Annotated in this window: 18 protein-coding genes and 1 tRNA gene; 10 read left to right on the plus strand and 9 right to left on the minus strand. The window is 72.5% G+C overall.

Features of this window, described 5'->3' with window-relative positions; translation table 11 throughout:
* Positions 1-15: 15 nt before the first annotated feature.
* Entirely contained in the window at positions 16-1,740 is a 1,725-nt protein-coding gene (locus ACH499_RS11350) for an undecaprenyl/decaprenyl-phosphate alpha-N-acetylglucosaminyl 1-phosphate transferase (protein ID WP_399015031.1), read from the minus strand.
* A 254-nt stretch (positions 1,741-1,994) separates the two neighbouring features.
* Here ACH499_RS11350 and ACH499_RS11355 point away from each other — a divergent pair, with 254 nt between their 5' ends.
* The 3 genes from ACH499_RS11355 (at position 1,995) to ACH499_RS11365 (ending at position 6,788) form a co-directional block, all read left to right on the plus strand.
* The gene (locus ACH499_RS11355) at positions 1,995-4,277 is read left to right on the plus strand and encodes a (Fe-S)-binding protein (RefSeq protein ID WP_399015033.1); all 2,283 of its coding nucleotides are present in this window, start codon (positions 1,995-1,997) and stop codon (positions 4,275-4,277) included.
* A gap of 124 nt (positions 4,278-4,401) precedes the next feature.
* Entirely contained in the window at positions 4,402-5,721 is a 1,320-nt protein-coding gene (locus ACH499_RS11360; RefSeq protein ID WP_399015036.1) for an FG-GAP repeat domain-containing protein, read from the plus strand.
* 59 nt (positions 5,722-5,780) lie between these two features.
* Positions 5,781-6,788 (plus strand): Yip1 family protein, encoded by a 1,008-nt coding sequence (locus ACH499_RS11365; RefSeq protein ID WP_356202924.1) that lies wholly within the window; start codon positions 5,781-5,783, stop codon positions 6,786-6,788.
* Between the two features lie 73 nt (positions 6,789-6,861).
* On the opposite strand, the gene ACH499_RS11370 is transcribed toward ACH499_RS11365, so the two are convergent.
* The 3 genes from ACH499_RS11370 to ACH499_RS11380 form a co-directional block, all read right to left on the minus strand.
* A complete protein-coding gene (locus ACH499_RS11370) occupies positions 6,862-7,359 on the minus strand; it encodes a phosphoribosyltransferase (protein WP_365600927.1) in 498 nt (165 codons plus the stop codon).
* 40 nt (positions 7,360-7,399) lie between these two features.
* Positions 7,400-7,975 (minus strand): dCTP deaminase, encoded by a 576-nt coding sequence (gene dcd, locus ACH499_RS11375; RefSeq protein WP_356202916.1) that lies wholly within the window; start codon positions 7,973-7,975, stop codon positions 7,400-7,402.
* Positions 7,976-8,069: 94 nt separating this feature from the next.
* Positions 8,070-8,240, minus strand: coding sequence for a hypothetical protein (locus ACH499_RS11380; RefSeq protein WP_356203140.1), 171 nt, complete (start codon positions 8,238-8,240; stop codon positions 8,070-8,072).
* Positions 8,241-8,500: 260 nt separating this feature from the next.
* Here ACH499_RS11380 and ACH499_RS11385 point away from each other — a divergent pair.
* The 3 genes from ACH499_RS11385 to ACH499_RS11395 all read left to right on the plus strand — a co-directional run bounded on the left by ACH499_RS11385 (position 8,501) and on the right by ACH499_RS11395 (position 10,178).
* Positions 8,501-8,574 (plus strand) — tRNA-Gly (locus tag ACH499_RS11385).
* Between the two features lie 268 nt (positions 8,575-8,842).
* Positions 8,843-9,301 (plus strand): hypothetical protein, encoded by a 459-nt coding sequence (locus ACH499_RS11390; RefSeq protein ID WP_356202915.1) that lies wholly within the window; start codon positions 8,843-8,845, stop codon positions 9,299-9,301.
* A 274-nt stretch (positions 9,302-9,575) separates the two neighbouring features.
* Positions 9,576-10,178, plus strand: a complete 603-nt coding sequence (locus tag ACH499_RS11395; protein ID WP_399015039.1) for a cysteine hydrolase family protein — start codon at positions 9,576-9,578, stop codon at positions 10,176-10,178.
* Positions 10,179-10,580: 402 nt separating this feature from the next.
* Here ACH499_RS11395 and ACH499_RS11400 read toward each other — a convergent pair whose 3' ends face one another.
* Positions 10,581-11,033, minus strand: coding sequence for an ABA4-like family protein (locus tag ACH499_RS11400; protein ID WP_399015041.1), 453 nt, complete (start codon positions 11,031-11,033; stop codon positions 10,581-10,583).
* Positions 11,030-11,947, minus strand: a complete 918-nt coding sequence (locus ACH499_RS11405; protein WP_399015167.1) for a hypothetical protein — start codon at positions 11,945-11,947, stop codon at positions 11,030-11,032. The genes ACH499_RS11400 and ACH499_RS11405 overlap by 4 nt, the downstream gene beginning before the upstream one ends.
* A gap of 222 nt (positions 11,948-12,169) precedes the next feature.
* On the opposite strand from ACH499_RS11405, the gene ACH499_RS11410 reads away from it, so the two are divergent.
* The 4 genes from ACH499_RS11410 (at position 12,170) to ACH499_RS11425 (ending at position 16,459) form a co-directional block, all read left to right on the plus strand.
* Positions 12,170-12,823, plus strand: coding sequence for a MerR family transcriptional regulator (locus ACH499_RS11410; RefSeq protein WP_356202910.1), 654 nt, complete (start codon positions 12,170-12,172; stop codon positions 12,821-12,823).
* Positions 12,824-14,400: 1,577 nt separating this feature from the next.
* On the plus strand, positions 14,401-15,048 hold the full coding sequence (locus ACH499_RS11415) for a YeeE/YedE thiosulfate transporter family protein (protein WP_399015043.1): 648 nt from the start codon (positions 14,401-14,403) through the stop codon (positions 15,046-15,048).
* Positions 15,048-15,464 (plus strand): YeeE/YedE thiosulfate transporter family protein, encoded by a 417-nt coding sequence (locus ACH499_RS11420; RefSeq protein WP_356202908.1) that lies wholly within the window; start codon positions 15,048-15,050, stop codon positions 15,462-15,464. Before ACH499_RS11415 ends, ACH499_RS11420 begins: the two co-directional genes overlap by 1 nt.
* Positions 15,465-15,685: 221 nt before the next feature.
* Positions 15,686-16,459 (plus strand): polysaccharide deacetylase family protein, encoded by a 774-nt coding sequence (locus tag ACH499_RS11425; RefSeq protein WP_356202906.1) that lies wholly within the window; start codon positions 15,686-15,688, stop codon positions 16,457-16,459.
* Between the two features lie 22 nt (positions 16,460-16,481).
* On the opposite strand, the gene ACH499_RS11430 is transcribed toward ACH499_RS11425, so the two are convergent.
* The 3 genes from ACH499_RS11430 to ACH499_RS11440 all read right to left on the minus strand — a co-directional run bounded on the left by ACH499_RS11430 (position 16,482) and on the right by ACH499_RS11440 (position 20,615).
* Positions 16,482-17,705, minus strand: a complete 1,224-nt coding sequence (locus ACH499_RS11430; RefSeq protein ID WP_399015046.1) for a glycosyltransferase — start codon at positions 17,703-17,705, stop codon at positions 16,482-16,484.
* Positions 17,702-18,502 carry a MerR family transcriptional regulator gene (locus ACH499_RS11435; protein WP_356202904.1) on the minus strand — a complete coding sequence of 267 codons (801 nt, stop codon included), beginning with the start codon at positions 18,500-18,502 and terminating at the stop codon, positions 17,702-17,704. The genes ACH499_RS11430 and ACH499_RS11435 overlap by 4 nt, the downstream gene beginning before the upstream one ends.
* Positions 18,503-18,590: 88 nt before the next feature.
* Complete coding sequence (locus ACH499_RS11440; RefSeq protein WP_399015048.1) at positions 18,591-20,615, minus strand: hypothetical protein; 2,025 nt, start codon at positions 20,613-20,615, stop codon at positions 18,591-18,593.
* Between the last annotated feature and the right edge of the window lie 88 nt (positions 20,616-20,703).

Below are 20,703 nucleotides of genomic sequence, written 5' to 3' on the forward strand. Positions count from 1 at the left end.
GAGCAGACTCAACTCTTATCCGTTCCTTACACGCAATGGCGCGCTGACCTGCATCTCTTCGGGACGAGCGGCCCGGCGGACCGGGAAAACCGCACCCCGAGAGGGCGTACGCACCCCGGCCTCCGGCCGCGACACCGGCACGCCCCGGACCCCGGCGACACCGGCCTCCGGCCCTCCGGGCCGAGCCCTCCGGGGGGCCTGCCGTCCCGCGCCCGTCCGCCCCGGCTCGCGCCCCGCGCCCGGCCCCTCCAGGCCGCGTGGGGACTCCCCGTCCGCCCACGAGGCCCGATGCCCCGTACGCGGGGCCCCCGGGTCCGTACGCGAAGAGCCCGGGGCCGTACGCCAAGACTCCACGCCCGTGCGCGGGGACTCGGGGCGCCTGCCCCGCATCTCCTGACCCATGCGCGGGGGCACCCGCCGCGCCCCCTGACCGATGCGCGGGGACACCCAGCGCACCTTCCGGCCGATGCGCGGGGGGACCCGCCCCACCTTCCGCCCCGTACGCGGGGACACCCACCGCATCTCACGCCCCGTACGCGGGGACACCCGCCCCACACGCGGGGGCACCCGCCGCCCCTTCCGCCCCACACGCAGAGCCACCCCCCACACCGTCCGGCCCATACGAAACGGCACCCCCCACAACCCGTGCCCCACGCGCCGGGGCCGGGCGGCGCCTCCCACGGGTCGCATCCCGTCGGTTCCGCGCGGGGTGTCACGGGCGGCGACCCGTGACGCGCGCCGCGCGGACGGAGACTCGTGGCCCCTGGTCCGCGGCTCGCGCCCCCGTGCCCGCAGCAGCCCGAGCACTCCGGCGGCCGACGCGACGGCCATCACCAGCACGGCCGTCCCGCCGACCCGGCCGAGGTGCACGAGCACGCCCACGAGCACCCCGGCGCACGCACCCGCACCGAGCAGCACCACCACGCCCTGGGGGGTGACCCCGAGCCCGCGCAGCCGGTGGGCGAGGTGGCCGGACCCGCCGCGGGGCCGTGGCCGCCCGGCCGGTCCACGCGCCAGCAGGACGAGGACGGCGTCGACGCTCACCAGCGCGGTCAGCGCGAACAGCACCCCCGCCCCGGCCCCGGGCGCGTGCCCCGTCCGGGTGAACACGGCCGCCCCGGCGAGCAGGAAGCCGGTGAACAGCGCCCCGGACGCCCCGAGGGCGATCCGCGCGGGATGCCAGTTGTGCAGCAGGAACCCGGCCAGCGCGGCGGCCAGGGCGCACAGCAGGAAGGCGAGCCCCTCCATCAGTTCCGCCGCCGCGCAGACGCCGACGCCGACGGCGGTCACCGTCCCCACCGTGCCGGCCACCCCGTCGGCGTGGTCGAGCCCCCGGAAGGCGGTGGCCACCAGCGCCACCCAGACGGCCGCCAGCGCACCGGCCAGGTGCCCGGTCCCGTCGTAGGGCATCGCCCAGGCCGCCGCGACCGCCGTACCGACCAGCAGCCACCGGCGCCGCAGCCGCCAGACGTCGGCCGCGAGGCCCAGCGCGCCGACGGCGCAACCGGCGGCCAGCAGTCGGCCCACGCCCGTGCCGAGCGGGACGGCCCCGCTCCAGTGCCCCAAGCCCGCCGCCGGCCCGGTCACGAGGACGACGGCGACGCCGCCGACCGCGGGCACCGGCCGCGCCCGGCGGCGGTCGACGACGAGGGCCAGGCGCAGGGCGGGCGCCCTCAGCAGCCCGCTGAGCAGGGCGGCGAGGAGGAAGGACGCGATGGAGGCGGTGATCCCGTAGAGCACGGACATAAACTAAGCCGGTATGAGCCGGATATCACGAAATGCGAAGAACGGCCTGTCCGGACCGGCGTGGCGACGGCACGGGATCGTCCCGTCCGGTCAGGGTGGCCTCAGCGACGCAGATCACCGCGGCTCTGACTACAGTGCGGCTGGAGATGCGGGTAGTCTCGGACGGACTGGGTAAGTTACCGCTTAGTAATGTCCGGCATCGCTCTGCTGAACCGCTGCAGATTGCCTCGCAGGCCCGAGGAGCCCCCATGCAACTCGCCGCGATCATCGTGTCGCTGGTGCTGACCGTGGTCGGTGTTGCGCTGCTCGCGCGCGCCATCGGTCAGTTCGTCCGGTACTTCAAACTGGGCCAGCCCGTACCCGCAGGCACCCGCACAGACAACCCGTACCAGCGCAGCGTGACGCTGGTGAAGGAATTCCTCGGGCACACCCGCATGAACCGGTGGGGCATCGTCGGCATCGCCCACTGGTTCGTGGCGATCGGCTTCCTGACACTTCCGCCGACGATCATCACCGCCTACGGCCAGCTCTTCCAGGCCGACTGGACGCTTCCGCTGATCGGCGGCTTCCTGCCGTACGAGCTCTACATCGAGTTCATCAGCGCCATGACCACCCTCGGCATCGTCGTGCTGATGGTCATCCGCCTGCTGAGCCTGCCCTCCCGGCCCGGCCGCAAGTCCCGCTTCGCCGGCTCGAAGATGGGCCAGGCGTACTTCGTCGAGTACGTCATCCTCACCATCGGCCTCGCCATCTACGTGCTGCGCGGCCTCGAAGGCGCCCTGCACCACGTGGACCACTACGAGGCGGCGTACTTCGCCTCGTACCCGCTGGTCCTGGCCTTCAAGGGGATGAGCGTCGCCACGCTCCAGACCCTGGTCTACCTCTTCGCCATGATCAAGCTGGGCACCACCATGATCTGGATGATCACGGTCTCGCTCAACACGAACATGGGTGTGGCCTGGCACCGCTTCCTCGCCTTCCCCAACATCTGGTTCAAGCGCGACGCCACGGGTGGGACGGCGCTCGGCGCCCTCCAGCCGATGACGTCGGGCGGCAAGCCGATCGACTTCACCGACCCGGGCGACGACGACGTCTTCGGCGTCTCCCAGGTCGAGCAGTTCTCGTGGAAGGGCCTGCTGGACTTCTCCACCTGCACCGAGTGCGGCCGCTGCCAGTCGCAGTGCCCCGCCTGGAACACCGGCAAGCCGCTCTCCCCGAAGCTGCTGATCATGTCCCTGCGGGACCACGCGCACGCCAAGGCGCCGTACCTGCTGGCCGGCGGCGGCAAGACCATGGAGGGCGAGGAGAAGGCGTCCGAGGAGCAGCTGAAGGACGTCCCGGCGGCGGCCCTCGCCGAGGCCGAGCGCCCGCTGATCGGCACCGCCGAGGAGAACGGCGTCATCGACCCGGACGTCCTGTGGTCCTGCACCACCTGCGGCGCCTGCGTCGAGCAGTGCCCGGTGGACATCGAGCACGTCGACCACATCGTCGACATGCGCCGCTACCAGGTGATGATCGAGTCCGCGTTCCCGTCCGAGGCGGGCACGATGCTCAAGAACCTGGAGAAGAAGGGCAACCCCTGGGGCCTGGCGAAGAAGCAGCGCCTGGAGTGGCTCAAGGAGGTCGACTTCGAGGTCCCGGTCGTCGGCAAGGACATCGAGGACCTCACCGAGGTCGAGTACCTGTACTGGGTCGGCTGCGCCGGCGCCCTGGAGGACCGCGCCAAGAAGACCACCAAGGCCTTCGCCGAGCTGCTGCACATCGCGGGCGTCACGTTCGCCATCATGGGCGGCGACGAGAAGTGCACCGGCGACTCCGCCCGCCGCCTCGGCAACGAGCCCCTGTTCCAGGAGCTCGGCATGGAGAACGTCATGTCCCTCAACGCCGCCTTCGGCGAGGAGATGGACGACGACGGCAAGGTGACCGAGGAGTCGCGGAAGCCCAGGTCGGCGAAGAAGATCGTCGCCACCTGCCCGCACTGCCTCAACACCCTCGGCAACGAGTACCCGCAGCTCGGCGGCGACTACGAGGTCATCCACCACACCCAGCTCCTCCAGCACCTGGTGGACGAGGGCAAGCTGGTCCCGGTGACCCCGGTCGAGGGCATCATCACCTACCACGACCCGTGCTACCTGGGCCGGCACAACAAGATCTACACGCCCCCGCGCGAGATCATCGCCGCCGTCCCCGGCGTCCGCAACGAGGAGATGCACCGCCACAAGGAACGCGGCTTCTGCTGCGGCGCCGGCGGCGCCCGGATGTGGATGGAGGAGCGGATCGGCAAGCGCATCAACAACGAGCGCGTCGACGAGGCCCTGTCCGTGAACCCGGACATCGTCTCCACTGCCTGCCCGTTCTGCCTCGTCATGCTCACGGACTCCGTGAACGGCAAGAAGAACGACGGCAAGGCCAAGGAGTCCATCCAGGTCGTCGACGTCGCCCAGCTCCTGCTGGAGTCCGTCAAGACCCCGGCCGACCCGGCGGGCGACGCCGAGCCCGAGACCACGCCGGAGCCCGAGCCCGTGAAGTGACCTCGCGGCCACGACCGCACGGCGCCCCCGGAGTCCACCAGGACCCGGGGGCGTCGCCGTCCCCGCACTGTCGCCGCCGCTCGGACACGTGCATCATGGCCGGGTCGTTGTCGAAGAAGAGTCGATGCGGGCGAGGTGGACGGTGCACGTGCGAAGAGGCGCGCGGCGGACGGCCAAGGGCGCGGCGGTCCTCGGCTCCCTGCTGCTGCTCGCCGCCTGCGGCCACGGCCCGTCGCCGGCCACGGACGACGAGGGCACCCCCGTCAAGGCCGCCCGGGCACCCGCCCCGCTGCCCGTGCCGCACGGCGACGGCAGCAGGACCCCGGACGACTTCAACGGCGACGGCCACCGCGACCTCGTCCTGAACGACCTGGTCACGGCCGAGAGCCACGCCGACGACGCCGGCATCGGCATCGTCTACGGCTCCTCCCGCGGACTCGTCCCCCGCGCCCGGCAGTTGCTCTCCCCGGACCGCTACGCCGCCCGCACGCAGGGCCGGTTGCCGGCCGTCTTCGAGGCCGAGGCCGCCTGCGACCTCGACGGCGACGGCTTCACCGACCTCGTGGTCACCACCGACCCGCCCTACGACGGCCAGGGCCGCCCCCCGGTCCCCCTCCAGCTCCTCTTCGGCTCCCCCGGCGGCTTCACCGGCCGTGCGGTCCCCCTGACCGTCCCCGACCGGGCCCGGCTCGGCAAGGACTGGCCGGACCACCCGGTCTGCGGCGACTTCGACGGCGACGGTGCCGAGGACCTGGTCGTCCACGCCTCGGCCGGCCACCTCAGCTATCTGCGCGGCCCGTTCAGCCGCAAGGGCGCCCCGCACGCGGCCGGCGCCCCGCTCGCCTCCCCCGGCGAGGCCCCCGCCGGCCCCGCCGCCGACGTCGACCGGGACGGCTACGACGACCTGGTCGTCCGCGCCTCCTCCGGCACCGGTCCCGCCGCCGTCGTCCTCGGCGGTCCCACCGGCCCGGCCCGCACCGGCGCCACCCTGCCCTCCGGCACCGACGTGGCCCTCGGCGCCTTCGGCAGGGGCGCGGCCCTGGACGCGGCCGTGGGCACCGTGAGCGGCACCGCCCTGCGCTACGACCTCCCCGCCGCCACCCGCGCCGCCCTGGACACCCCCGGCACGATGCTCGACGCCGGCGACTTCGACGGCGACGGCCTCAGCGAGCTGGTCACCAGCGGCAGCGGGCTGCGCGTCCTGCCGGGCGGTGCGACGGGCCCCTCCGCACCGGAGGCGGTCACCGTGACCCCCGCCGCCCGGGGCACGACGCGGGTCCTGGCCGTCGGCGACTTCGACGGCGACGGCCGCGCGGACCTGGCGCTGCGGACGTACCCGCGGGACACGGAGGACAGCATCGAGATCCACCGCGGGACGGCGGGGGAGCTGGTCGCCGCGCGGGCGGCCGTCACGTTCTCCACGTCGGCGTTCCTGACCCCCTAGGGGGACGCGCGGCAGGCGCCCCGCGGCCTCGGGGACGGCTCCGGGGACCCCCGTAAGGGATGTCACAGCTCGGCCGCAATGGGTCACCCGAACGGCCGGGCCCCGCACGTCACTCTCCGGGACCAGGTACGTTCGAAGGCGTGGCTGGATTCAGGATCGGACGCGGCCGGGACAACGGCGCTCCTCACGCGCGACCGCAACACCCTCCGTACGGGCAGCAGACGCCGCAGGGACCGTCGTACGGCGCTCCCTCGGCGCCTCGGCAGCCGTACCCCCACCCGCAGCAGCAGTACGGGCCGGGCGGCCCCGGCGGCGGCCCGTGGCCACAGGCGCACGGCGGCCACGGCGAGCCGGAGTACTTCGGCGACGGCGGCCCGCACCACCCGCACGGCGGACAGGCCCCGTACGACCCGTACGCGGCCAACAACCCGGGTCACACCCAGGCGTTCGCGATCGGCGAGGACCCCTACACCCAGGGCGAGACCTACCGCGCGGGCTCGGCGGCCCCGCCCCCCGGCCCGATCGGCCCCCGCCTGCACTGGAAGGCCCTGCTGAAGGGCATCGTCACCGCGCCCGACCGGACCTTCCTCCAGATGCGGGACTACACGATGTGGGCCCCCGCCCTCGTCGTCACGTTCCTCTACGGCCTGCTCGCGGTCTTCGGCTTCGACGGCGCCCGCCAGGACGCGATCAACGCCACGCTGTCGAACGCGGTCCCCATCGTCCTGGTGACCGCCGTGGCGATGGTGCTGGCGGCGTTCGTCCTGGGCGTGGTCACCCACACCCTGGCCCGCCAGCTCGGCGGCGACGGCGCCTGGCAGCCCACGGTCGGCCTGTCCATGCTGATCATGTCGATCACGGACGCGCCCCGGCTGGTGGTCGCGATGTTCGCCGGCGGCGACGCGCCCTTCGTGCAGATCCTGGGCTGGGCCACGTGGGTCGCGGCGGGTGCCCTGCTCACCATGATGGTCTCCCGCTCCCACGACCTGCCCTGGCCGAAGGCGCTGGGCGCCAGTGCGATCCAGCTCGTCGCGCTGCTGTCGATCGTGAAGCTGGGCACCTTCTGACCGGCTCCGCACCGCACACGAAAGGGCCCCCGGCACGGTGCCGGGGGCCCTTTCGTCGGCCTGCGCGGAGGGCTCAGGCGTCCAGCACCTGCCCGTCCCGCCGCACCACGGGCTCCTGCACGGACCAGGGGAAGTTGATCCAGTCGTCGGTGCGCTTCCACACGTACTCGCACTTGACGAGCGAGTGGGACTTCTCATAGATCACCGCGCTGCGCACCTCGGCGACCGTGTCCAGGCAGAAGTCCCGCACCAGCTTGAGCGTCTTGCCGGTGTCGGCGACGTCGTCGGTGATCAGGACCTTCTTGTCGGAGAAGTCGATGACGTTGGGCACGGGCGCGAGCATGACGGGCATCTCGAGCGTGGTCCCCACGCCGGTGTAGAACTCCACGTTCACCAGGTGGATGTTCTTGCAGTCCAGCGCGTACGCCAGCCCGCCCGCCACGAAGACCCCGCCGCGCGCGATGGAGAGCACGATGTCGGGCTCGTACCCGTCGTCGGCGACGGTCTGCGCGAGCTCGCGGACGGCGACGCCGAACTGCTCGTAGGTCAGATTCTCCCGTACGTCACTCATTACCTGCGTCCTGCCTGAGCCGTGCCCGCGTCCTGGCCGCTCATACCTGGGTCCGATGGAAGTTGATGAAGGACCGGGAGGCGGTCGGCCCCCGCTGCCCCTGGTACCGCGACCCGTACCGCTCGCTCCCGTACGGGTGCGTGGCCGGCGACGTGAGCCGGAACATGCACAGCTGCCCGATCTTCATCCCCGGCCACAGCTTGATCGGCAGCGTCGCGAGATTGCTGAGCTCGAGCGTCACGTGCCCCGAGAACCCGGGGTCGATGAACCCGGCGGTGGAGTGCGTGACCAGCCCGAGCCGCCCGAGCGAGCTCTTGCCCTCCAGCCGCGAGGCCAGATCGTCGGGAAGAGTGATCACCTCGTACGTACTGGCCAGTACGAACTCACCGGGGTGCAGGATGAACGGCTCGTCCCCCTCCGGCTCCACGAGCCGCGTCAGATCCGCCTGCTCGACGGAGGGGTCGATGTGCGGGTACCGGTGATTCTCGAACACCCGGAAGTAGCGGTCGAGGCGCACGTCGATGCTCGACGGCTGCACCATGGAGTCGTCGAAGGGATCGATGCGCACCCGACCGGAATCGATCTCGGCCCGGATGTCCTTGTCTGAGAGAAGCACGCACCGAGGATACGCAAGGCGCGCGGAGCTGCGACAACCGCCGCCGCGCCGCGCGCCAGGTCCTGCCCGCGCCTCCGTGTCCGGAGGCGGATCACTACCGCTTCAGCAGGGCCACCGGCACCGCGCTCCGCAGCCGCGCACACCGCGGACATCGGACGAGCCGGCCGGGGCCGAGGCGCTCGGCCTTCTGCATCGGGAACGAGGCGGCGGTGAACACGTGCCCATCGGCACAGCGGACGACGGTGCGCTCCATCAAGTCCTTCAAGTCCCTTCCCCAAGAGCCGCGTCTGGCTGACTACCCTGACGACGAAAGCCACATTACGGGATCAAAGAGACGACTCTCCAGGCGGCGCTCCGCCCGCTCGCGTACCCCGCGGACGGCCCCCCACGCTACGCCCCAACTCCGCCCGGCCGCAGCCGCTTCCCTCCCCTGAAAGCCCGTCAGGCCCCACGGCGTGAACACCGGGGGCCTGCGATGAGGTAGAGTGAGCGAGCGTCCACCACCGGCTGCGGTGGGTGGATTACGCGGGTGTAGTTTAATGGTAGAACATCAGCTTCCCAAGCTGAGAGCGCGAGTTCGATTCTCGTCACCCGCTCCATGCGAAACCCCCGGGTCAGAGACCCGGGGGTTCTTTGTTGTCCGGACCGGTCGGCGGGAAGGTGACATGGGCCGGACGGTTCGTCGAGCTGATGTCGGAGGCGGTTTCGGCCACTGGACGACCCGGTCCGGGACTCCCGTAACCAGGCCGGTCGTGTTTTCTCTGTCCCGGACAGGTCATGACTCTGGACGCACCGCTGGTTCCCGCCCATCCTGTGGACCACACGCCTCAAAGGCGTGCTCCCGAATTCGACCCCCGAGAGGAAAACGTGAAAGCGAAATTCCTGGCGGCGGCGGGATTGCTGGCCACCACAGCCCTCACCGGGGCGGGGTCGGCCCACGCGGCGCCCAGTGCCCCGGCGGTCACCACCATCAACCTCAATCATTACAGCTACTCCGGGAACAGCTACATCACAGGCACCTATTCGTACTGGCAGGACGGCACGGACGCCGAGGGCTATCCGAAGTACGACGGCAAGTTCACCAACGTCAAGTTAACGGACGTGATCAACAACAACGGGCTCGGGGCAGCTCTCGTGCTCTCCTACGACGAGCTGAGAAGCGACGGCTACTGGTACATCATCGACCCCTACATATCGCGTACGGGGAGCGACGGCACAACGTCCTGGAACTTCAACGACAAGGACCGGATCAGCGCCTGGGTGTGCGACTACAACAGCAGCCGCGACTTCAACAGCTGCAGGAACATCTTCTTCAACCAGCCCTGAACAGCACGCGGCAAAAAGGGAACCCGGTCCGCCGCAGCGTGACCGGGTTCTTTCTCGCCCGTCCGCGTGTTGCCGGGTGCCGCGCCAGGCATCGACTCCCCGGTCCGGCTTCCCCGCGCGGGGCAGCGTCGTTCGCACGCGTCGCAGGAACTGTCGGCCGAGTGTCCGTGCGTGCCCGCCCTGTCCTGCCCGGCACACGCACCACCAGCCTGTCCAAGGGCGCGGAGAACCCGGCCCGTGTCCACGCTGAACCGACTTCGCCACTGGAGACGACATGAGCAGCGCCCTTCTCGTGATGGACGTCCAACAGGCCATCGTGGACATCGCCGACGACGGATCCGGATACCTGCCACGCCTGCGCAGGGCGATCGACGGAGCCCGGGCGGTCGGCATCCCCGTGATCTACGTGGTCATCGCGTTGCGTCCCGGCTTCCCGGAAGTCGGCACCCGCAACAGACCTCTCGCCGCCATCGCGCGGGCCGGCCTCTACGTCGAGGGCGCGCCAGGTACCGAGATCCACCCCGAGGTCGCGCCCCGGCCGGGGGACGTGGTGGTCACCAAGAGACGGGCGAGCGCGTTCTCGGGCAGCGATCTCGATGTGGTGCTCAGGGCCCGCGGCATCGACAGCCTCGTCCTCACCGGCATCGCCACCAGTGCTGTGGTGCTGTCCACCCTGTGCCACGCGAACGACATGGACTTCGGCCTCACCGTCCTCTCCGACGCCTGTCTGGACACCGACCCGGAGGTGCACCGGGTCCTCGTCGAACGACTGTTCCCGCAGTGGGCGGATGTCGTCACCGTCGACGACTGGCTCACGGCGACGGCGTCTGAACAGCGGCGGCCTCCGACGTCCACGGCTGTTCCTGTCGCGCACTGATCGAGCAGCCCGCGCAACGGTCCGGCGAAGGACGCGAGTCCTCCAGGGCGCGGGCCCTGTGCGTCAGTTCCTTCGGCGACGCCCCTGCGCATAGGGGCCGCGGCGATCATGTTCCCGCCATTCCTCGTCGTGGGGGTCGCGGTCTTCGCCGTCCGCGTTGTCTCCGGGAGTCGGAATGTGTTCCCCCTTGTCGACCTTGGCCAGCAGCGAGGCGAGGGGATCGGGGGGACCGTCGCCGAAGCGATCGGAGCGGCGCGCGGGCGGCGGCCCCGGCTCTGTCCTGTCGTGACGCGACCGTGCTGTACCGCTCATGAGCAGCCCCCTCCGACTCACTGAGATGCACTCGAGATCCTTCCCCGGAGGGGCGCGGGCAACCCGCCTTCGACCTCGCCGCCGATGTGCTCAACCTCTGTCCGTGCCCCGCGCGTTGGCTTCGCGACGCCGGGTCCTTGTCGTCCGCAGCCCCAGGAACGTCAGCAGGCCGAGCGGTGACAGGAGGATCGTGAGGGCCAGCAGCGGCCCCATGACGAGCGCGGGGATCTCCAGCCGTCTGGACTCCCGGTACATCCACTGCCCGATCAGCAGGTCCCAGGCGATGACCTGTGCCCAGACGGCGCCCGCGCCGTCCGCGAGGGCCGTGAGGTCGCGGAAGGTGTCGAGGTCGGGGCTGCGGACAGCGGTCCAGAGTTCGGGGAACACCGGGGCGGCCAGTGCGAGGTGGACGAGCAGGACGGGTACCGCGGTCCACGGTGAGGCGGCGATGCGGGCCGTCGGGCCCCACCGCGGCGCGAAGATCATGAGCAGCCAGACGGGTGCGGCCAGCCAGAAGGACAGCTCGAAGAGGAATCCGGTCATGCCACGAGGTCCTTCGGAGCGGGGGTCTCTTCGGCGTCGGTCGCCCCGCGCGGGGAGGGGGCCGCGGCCCTCAGGGATCCGTAGGTCCCCAGAGCGGCAGCCGCCAGGATCACGCCGGCCGCCCCCAGCGTCGGGGCGTCGGGGTGGATGAGCGGCTGGCCCCGCAGCGCCTGCCAGAGGACCAGGGCGAAGACGGCGGCGTACGTCCCCGAGGCGAGCAGCACCAGGCGCAGCCGTGTCCGGTCGTCGGCGAGGCGGGCGAAGCGCGGCGCGAGGACGGTCAGCACCATGACCAGCAGCGGCAGGAGTTGCAGCGCGTGCATGCCGACGAAGTGCGGGATCCGCAGATCGCCACCGGTCGTCGACCAGCCGGTCAGGGGCATCGAAGGACCGCCGTCCGGCACGCCCACACTGTGCGCGCCCACCACCTCGGAGACGCCGCGCCGCTGCCCCGGCGCGGGCCGGGTCATCAGGAAGCCGACGCCGGCCCCGGCCAGCGCCAGGACGATGCCGGAGCGCATCGCCCAGGCGGACGGGTGGTCGGCGATGCGGGCGCGGAGCAGCAGCACCGCGACGGCGAGCGTCCCGAGCCACAGGACGACGACCGCGACCGCCATCGCGTTGAACAGTGCCCCGTCGAGGGGCGTCGCGTAGTTGAAGTGGCTGCGCTTACCGCGCACCACCTGCCCCGTGATGATCACCATCTCGACCAGGCTCGTCACCGCGACGACCGTCCCCGCCCACCAGCCGGCGCGCCGCCCGCGGGGCAGCAGCGACAGCATCCAGGCCAGGGACAGGCAGTAGGCCACGAACGAGACCGAGAACTTGAACGGCTTGAACCAGATCGGCGCGCCCGCCAGGACGCGGTCGTCGACCACGAGTCCCACGGCGGACACGACCGCCGTCAGCGCCATGGCGGCCGAGAACAGCACCAGCGGCCGATGCCACGACCGCCACGGGGCCGACGGCGACCCCCATGACGCGGGCCGGTGGGACGGACGTGAAGAAGACATGGCTCCCCCTCAGGAATGGATAGCGGCGCTATCCGCTATCCGATAGCTCAACTATCTATAATGGGAAGCGGGTTGGCAAGGGCCGGCCCGGCCTCAGGGCGAAGGTCGAGGAGTGAACCGGCAGTGCGCATCGGAGAGTTGAGTCGCAGGACCGGGGTGCCGGTGCCGACGATCAAGTACTACGTCCGGGAGGGCCTGCTGCCTCCGGGCGAGCTGACCAGCCCGAACCAGGCGGCTTACGGCGAGGCGCACGAGCGCCGGCTACGGCTGATCCGCGCCCTGCTCGACGTGGGCGGCATGAAGGTGGCCGAGATCGCGGACGTACTGGCGGCCCTCGATGACCCGGAGCGACCGCTGCACAAAGTGCTCGGCGCCGCCGCGGACCGCCTCGGCGGTGAGGACGTCGAGCAGGACGACGCCGAGTCGGCGGCGGCCCGGGCCGTGGTCGACGACCTCGTGTCCCGGCGCGGCTGGCGGACGCACGAGTCGAGCCGTGCGGCCACCGACCTGGCCGAAGTCCTCGCCGCCATGAGCCGGTTGGGCCACGGGGCGTTCGTGGAAGTGCTCGACGACTACGCCGACGCGGCCGAGCGGGTCGCCCGCGCCGACCTCGGGTACGTGGACCGGCGGGTGGCGGTCGAGGACATGGTGGAGGCCGTGGTGGTGGGGACCGTACTGGGCGAGGCGGCGTTCAGCGCCCTGCGCAGGCTGGCCCACGTGGACGCCTCGGCGAAGCGGTACGGCGCGGACTGGCCCGAGGAGCGGACGGCGGACTGAACCGGCCTCGGCCGGCGCGCGGGGCGGCACGCCTCGTCGCCCCGCCCCGCCGGCACGGCCGTCCGGCAGGCCCCCCGGCCACGGCCGGGGCGAGGAGGAAGCCGGACAGGAGTTCCTCGGCCGTCACACGGACCTGCGGGGGTTCCGCCGGCGAGCCGCTGCGGCGGGGCACGCGCTGGTCATGGCGGTGTTGGGCCCGGCCGGCCGTGGGCCGGTCGCGGCCGTGCGTCGACGGCCGCGGGCCCGAGCGGTCAGGTGTGGCGCACGCAGTCACCTCCCCCGGCCTTCATGCCGGGCTCCTCAACCAGGAGAGGAGCCGGGCCCACCAGCCGTCCGCCGAACGGCCCCGTGCGCCGTCCGGGCGCCGAGGAGCCCGAGTGCCGCGTGCCGGCGGGCCCGGCCGGACCGGCGCCGAACCCGTCGGAGTCATCGGCTCGTCCGCGCGCGCCTGCCCGCGCTCAGCAGGCTCACATGTGCACCGCTGAAGGGCGGGCACCCCGGCGAGCACCTGCTCCACGTGTCTTCCGCACCCCTCATAGGTGGCCTTCCGGCATGACCGGCAGACAGCACGTCGACACACGATTCCCCTCCATTGACTTCCTCACTCGCGACCAAAAACATCAACATTTTCGTCACAGTCGAATTCACAATCTCGCCATAACCGACCACACATTCTCACCGTCTTCACAAACAACTGACTCCCTCCACCGGGAGGGGAGGCCGCGAGGACGCAGAACACCTTCAGCGACCCCACCGACGGGCGCGCATATCCGCGAATGCGCGACATGGGCGGACAAGCCAGTCATGACGCGTCTCACTCAATGACATCGAGCAGTCACGGTCGGAATTTCCCTCGGGTTTGCCCGGACACGGAAACAGTGGTTCCATCACGCCCGGTCGAAGGAATGGAGCGCTCGTCTCCGCATTGTGACAGGCCGTCACTGCGCCGCCTTGAGATCGTCGACCACGGCGCAGCGACAGCCCAAAAAAGAGAACGGCAACCGCCCTCACCGAACGGGTGGTGTGCGCCGCTCGGAAGGGAGCAACGTGGGTTGCTCGCACGCCGCAGGGTGCCCCCTTTTTCCGCTGCTCAGGGCGAGCCTGCAAGGCTGGCGCGACTATTACTGCGACAGCGAGAACCAGTGGCTCGGCTGCGCGCGCTACCAGATGTCACTCACCGGTGAGCGAGTGCCGATCAGCCTGCTGCCCAACGGAGCCCGTGCGCGGCACCTCGAGGACGCCGCCCAGGCACGTCGCTCCGACGCCGCCGCCCCGGAGCACGGACTCCGGCAGGCCCACCCGCCCCAGCCCGATCCGTGGTCGCCTCAGGACGCGTCCTGGTCGCAGACGCATCCGGCCGCCCAGCCACCGCACCCGTCAGGACCTGGGGGCGCGACACCGCAGAGTGTGGCTCCGTTCGGGGCGGCGCCCCCGCCGGCACCGGCGTCGTACCACCGACCATCGCCCTCCCCGGAGGTGCCCCGGCCCGCAGATGCCCCGACCCGACGCGCACGGGGGGCGACCGGCCGCAGGCGCGGCTGGTGGGCCCGACTGACCGAATGGATGGGAGGTCCCGCATGAGCGACTACTGGCCCTGGTGGGCCGGCGCCGCCGGACTCGCGCTGATCACCGTCAACTACGCCCTCGCCACGGACCGGTCGTTCGGGGTCTCGTCCGCGTGGGACCGCGTGCTGCACTGGCGCAGGGAGCGCCGTCTCGAGCGGATGGACGAGGAGTTCACCGACGAGCGTGCTCTCGCCGACGCTCTCGCCGCCGCCACGGCGGAGCACTTCGGCACCGCTCCCGCCGCGCCCACGGCGCCGTACGAGACGAAACAGCCGCTCGCGACGGACGTGGAACCGACGGTGAGTGAGGGCGCCCCGGTCAGGAGTCCCGGCCCGGCCCCGCTGGTCACCCAGGCCGCCCTGCTGGTGTCGATCTTCTTCGGCGGGTTGATCGCCGCGGTCACCTCCGGGCGCTTCGACCTCCGCTTCGACATGGGTCCGGGATTCCGGGACGTGGTCACCGCGCATTCGGCCACCATGGTCCTCCTGCTGTTCGCCGGTGGCGTGCTGGTCGGTTTCGGCACCCGGCTGGCCGGCGGGTGCAGCTCCGGCCACGGGCTCAACGGCTGCGGCCGTCTGCGGCCGGTCAGCCTCGTCGCGACCGCCGTGTTCTTCGGCACCGCCGTCGCGGTGTCGTTCCTGTTGTGGAAGGTGATCTGATGCGTACTCGGGGCGCGATCCTGCTGGCCAACATCATCACCGGCCTGGCTCTCGGCTACACCGTCTCCAACATCGGCTTCGGCGACTACACCGAGCTGAACCGCATGTTCACCTTCCAGGACCCGCGCATGCTGCTCTCCTTCGCCGGCGCCGTCGTGATCCTGGTGTGCGCGTTCGCCCTGCTGCGGGTCCGCCGCCAACCGGGGCGCATCCACGCGGGTGTGGTCCCGGGCGCCGTGCTGTTCGGCACGGGCTGGGCGATCTCGGGCGGGTGCCCGGCCATCCCGATCGTCCAGGTCGCGAGCGGATACCTGCCCGCCCTGGTCACCATCGTCGGCGTCGTCGTCGGTATGCGGCTGTGCCGCTGGGCCAACGCCCGGTACTTCCACCTGGACCGCGGCTCCTGCGGGCTCTGACCGAGGACGCCCGCGCCACCGGCCCCGCGGGGTCGTGGAGGCCCGCCCTTCTTCGGGGGTGATGGACGGGCAGCCGCTCGTCGAGTTGTCCGGGAACTCCTCCGGGATTGTCCGTGATCGGTAACGGACGGATCCCGGGGCCGGGGTCCGTCGTCCTGACAGGTGGTTCCAGGGGGGACCGAGGAACGAACGACGGGCAACCGCGGTGAACGGGGACGGACATGGCACGGCACGGTGGCGGACGCGGCTGGTACGGCAAGACGGTCGGGGCGGCGCTCGGGGTGGTGGTGCTCGCCGCAGGTGCGTCGGTGTGGACCGCGCAGGCGGAGTCGGCGGGCGAGGGGGCGTCCGGGCCGGCCGTGTCGGCCACGCCGGGCGGTGACGTGAAGCCGGTATCGGTGACCATCGCGCACGCCTCGGACGCGGGGGCGCGCGGCGTCAACGTCACGATCGACGACGGCCCGGACCCCGCCTGGACCCCTCAGGTGCTCGACGTGCTGGACCGGTACGAGGTCAAGGCCACCTTCTGTGTGACGGGCACGCAGGCGCAGGCCCATCCGGACCTCGTGAAGAAGGTGGTCGCGGCCGGGCACCGGCTGTGCGACCACTCGGTGTCGCACGACACGTCCATGGACAAGAAGCCCGAGGCCTATCAGTCGCGGGAGATCCTCGACGCCGAGCGCATGATCACCGAGGCGTCCGGTGGCGTACGGCCGATGTACTACCGGGCGCCCGGCGGGGCCTTCACCCCCTACAGCCGCAAGCTCGCCGCGTCCCGGGGCATGCGGCCGCTGGGCTGGAACGTGGACACCAAGGACTTCGAGCGTCCGGGCACCGACGCCATCGTCGCCACCGTCGAGCGGGAGCTGCCCAACGGTCCGACGCTCCTCTTCCACGACGCCGGAGGCGACCGCTCCCAGACGGTCGAGGCCCTGCGCCGGGTCCTGCCCACGCTGAAGGAGCAGGGCTACTCCTTCGGCTTCCCGGTGCGCTGAGCCTCGGCCCACCGGCCCCCGGCTACACGGAGCGGGGGAGCACCGACCGCTCGATCGCCCGCGCCACCCGGGCCGCCCCGTCCTCCGACGCCATGTGCCGTGCCCCCGCCGTCGCCGCGCGGGTGTAGGCCGACTGCCTCACCACTCGGGTCAGTGCGTCCGCGAGGCGTTCCGCGGTCAGGGAGCGGTACGGGATCGGGGCGGGGGCGGCGCCGAGGGCGGCGAGGCGCCGGGCCCAGAACGGCTGGTCGGCCGTGACCGGTACGGGGACCGAGGGGATCCCCGCGCGCAGTGCGGCGGCGGTGGTGCCGGCGCCCGCGTGGTGGACCACCGCGGCCAGCCGCGGGAACAGCGGGGCGTGCGGGACGTCCCCGAGGGTGAGGACGTCGTCCCCGTCGGCGGCGAGCCCGGCGCTGCCGGACTGGAGGATGCCGCGCAGGCCGGCGCGGCGCAGGGCGCGGACGGCCAGTTCGCTCAGCCGTTCCCCGTCGCCGGCCGCCATGCTCCCGAACCCGATGAGGACGGGCCGGGGCCCGGCGCGCAGGAAGTCCTCCAGGTCGGCGGGGAGCGGTGCGGTCGGGTCGTGGTGGGGCCACCAGGTGCCGACGACCTCCAGGCCGGGGCGCCAGTCGGCGGGCCGGGGCACCAGGGCCGTGCTGAAGCCGTGCAGGACCGGCCAGCTCTCCTGCTCCCGGTGCCTTCGCATCGCGGACGCGGCGAGCGGCGGCAGCCCCAGGCGGCGACGCAGCTCGGCGACCCCCTGTGCGTAGACGCGGTCGGCCATGCGAAGGGCGAGGCGTCCGGCGGCGCGGTTGACGGGGCGGCCCAGTGAGCGTGTGCCGGTGACCACGGGCGGGAAATCGCCGGTCGGCGCGGTGGGCTGGAGGTACACGCCGAGGCTCGGGGTTCCCGTGGCCTCGGTGAGGTGCCAGCCGAGCGGTGCCGTGGTGGTCGTCAGCAGGAACAGGTCCGCTCCGTCGGCCGCCGCGTCGGCGAACCCCTGGCCCAGGTCGGTGACGAACGCGGCGGCCGTACGCATCAGTTCGCGCCCGCCCGGCGCACCGCCCCGTCCCCGCGGGTCGGCGGGCAGCGCGCGGAACTCCAGCCCGGCGTCGCGCACGAGGGGCGCGAAGTGCTCCGTGGTGGCGAGGGCGACGTCGTGACCGGCGCGGCGCAGCCGCGCCCCCAGGCCCGTGTAGGGCGCGACGTCGCCGCGCGAGCCGGCCGCGGCGATCAGGATCCTCATCGGTCCTCCTCACGAGGCGTACGGCCGGCGTCGTGACGGGCCGCGTTGGCGTGGACCGCCCGGTGCGTGTAGGCGGCCAGGCCGGGGCGCTGCTGCGACGGCGGCACGACCAGGCTGAAGGCGCGCGGGTCGGCGACGAAGTCGTCCGCGATGCGCCGGTGCATGTCGGGCGGGCAGGAGGTGAACCAGCGGGAAATGTGCAGCCGGTGCTCCTCGGCGAGGTCCATGGCCCGCTCCCCGTCGCTCGGCTCGCCGTCGTCGAAGGCCGCGAGGAGCTCCGCGCGCCACGTGGCCGCCTCCCCCATGAGCTGCCGCCAGTCCTCCTTGGTGTGGGCGGCCGCCCGCGCCATCGACTCGCGCTGCCCCTGCGACCGCGCCCACTTCAGCTCCGCCTCGGTGGCGTAGCTCAGGTCGAAGGTCACCTCGCCGAAGACCTCGAAGCGTTCCTCGGGGGTCAGCCGCACGCCGGTCTGCTGTACCTCGATGGCCCGTTCCGCCACCTCGGCCAGCCGCTGGAGCCTGGCGATCTCCTCCCGCAGCCGCTTCTGCCTCTCCCGCAGATGCTCGAGCGCGTCGGCCGTCGGGTCCTCGAGGATCGCGGCGATCTCGTCGAGGGAGAAGCCCAGTTCGCGGTAGAAGAGGATCTGCTGGAGCCTGACCAGGTCGGCGTCGCCGTAGAGCCGGTAGCCGGCGGGACTGCGGTCGCCGGGCGAGAGCAGCCCCGCCTTGTCGTAGTGGTGCAGCGTGCGCACGGTCACGCCGGCGAACGCCGAGACCTGTCCCACGGAGTAGCTCATCCACCTGACCTCTCTCGTCGGGTCTCGTCGGGCTCCAGCGTCGGGCCTGACGTAAGGGGAGGGTCAAGCCGGGGCGCCCTCCGCCGGGCTACGCCGAGGGCCCCCGCCCCTCCTCGGCCAGCCGCCACGCCTCGGCGAACAGCTCGGGCAGCGTGCGGGTGGGCAGCGGAAGCGGGTTCTCCAGCCTGCCGTTGCAGGAGCGCCGCACCCCGAGCAGTGCCGCCTTCCACGCCTCCATCGGCTGGTACGGCTTGCCCGCGTGGATCCACTCGCCCGGCAGGAAGAGCCCGCGGCCCGCCCGCGCCCGCTTGTCCTCGACGGCCAGTCCGCGCTCGGCAAGCACCGCGGCGGCCTTCTGGTGCCGGGCCGCCTTCCAGCCGTTCCACGTACGGACGTTGCGGTCGCTCGGCGCGGGCAGGGCCAGCAGTTGCAGGTAGAGCGCCGCGGCGTCCTCGTCGACGCCGAGCCGGCCGGCGGCCCGCTCCACCGTGCCGGGCGCGCAGAGCACCGGGTTGGCCTCGTAGGCCCCCGGGGGCAGCGGGGCGTCCTCGATCCGTGCGGCGATCCGCGCGCAGACCGGCCCGCGCAGCCACTCGACCAGCTCGATGTCGGGGTCGTAGCGGGAGGACGCCCGGGCCGCCAGCAGCGTCCGGGAGCGGTCGTCGTCGCCGTAGAACGCCGGGCGGAAGTACAGGGCGGGCTGGGACCGGTCGCCCCTGCGGTCGACGGTGCCGTCCACGACCACGGTCAGCCCGTCGTCGGCGCTCTCGACGTCCAGCGGCTCGGGCCCGTCGTAGGGGTGCGGGCCGAACCTGTCGCGGACGTCGGCGACCGTGCGTCCCACCGTGCGGCTGAGCCGGCCGGCGTCCAGCAGCAGTCCCGGGTGGTCCAGTCGCCGGCGCAGCGCCGCCACGAGTCCGGGCACGCCGGCGCGGACCGGGTCGCCGGCGGGCAGCTCGGCGTAGACCCGGAAGAGGTTCGGGACGACGGTGTGCAGGGTGTCCTCGAAGTCGACGAGGTCCCAGCCCCCGGCGGTCGGGAAGGGGCGGAAGTCGCTGTTCTGGATCCAGGTGTCGAGGTTCGAGCCGAGCCCGCGTATCGAGGGGTGATCGGTGAGCGCGGCGCAGAAGCGGCCCGCCGACAGCCGGGGCAGGTGCAGGTCGATGACCGTGGCGAAGGTGCGCTCCGGGACGACGGTCCGCCGCCCGTACCGTGCCCGCCAGGCGTGCGCGAGCCGCTCCGCCACCGTGCTCATGCCCCGCGGCTCCCACAGCTCGGCGGGGTCGTCGGGCAGGACGTCCGCGAGCAGTTCGAGGCGGTCCGCGGAGCGCATCCGGCCGGGCTCGCGCACGCCGTCCTCGATCTCGGCGACCTTGAGCCGGTGGATCCGCCGCTCCCTGTCGTCGAGGCGCGGCAGCCGCCCGCCGGCGAGCATCCCCGCCAGGGCGAAGGACGCCGCCGCCCGGCCCATGCCCGTGCCGTCCCTCAGCAGGGCCACGGCGTCCGGGTCCCACGGCACCGGCCCGCGCTCCCGGACGAGGTCCACCAGCCGGCGCACCCGCTCGGCACCTCCCCACCCCCCGCGCGGCACGTCGGCCGCCTCCTCGACCGTCCCGAGGGAAGGCGGGGCCGCCTCTCCCGTGCGCGCGTCGAGGAATGTGCGCAGTCCCCCGGCGGCCCAGCCGACGGCGACGGCCGCGCCCCGCTCGTCGCGGACGGCCGCCGGGGCGTCCTTCGCGACGCGCACCAGTCCGGTGCGCATCGGGAACGCGGGACCGGCGAAGGGGCCGTCCGCCCAGATCTCCAGCAGCGCGAGCAGCCGCCGGCGCCGCTCGTCCCGGGTCGGCTCCACCGCGGCCCGCAGCGCCACCGCGCCGACGCGTCCGACGAACCGCGTCCAGGACCCCTCCCCGGCCGTCCCCGGGCCCCCGTCCGGCGCGGCCGGCTCCCAGGTGCCGGCGAGCCAGCGGCCCGTGCGTTCGATCCCGGCCAGCGCGCCCTTGCCGCTCCAGTACCCGGAGCCGTCCACGAGCCCGTCCAGCGCGTCCGCCACGCCGTGGTCGTCCAGGGCCGCCACCTCGGCCCGTGCCGACAGCAACTCACTCGTCGTCATCCCGTGTCCCCGTATTCCTGTCGCGGTCGGACGCTCCCCGGGGAGATCATGGCGTACGGCTACGACAGCGCGGGCCGGCGCCCGGTGC

Source organism: Streptomyces sp. NPDC018947 (genome assembly GCF_044390505.1).
In the GTDB taxonomy this organism is placed as follows: domain Bacteria; phylum Actinomycetota; class Actinomycetes; order Streptomycetales; family Streptomycetaceae; genus Streptomyces.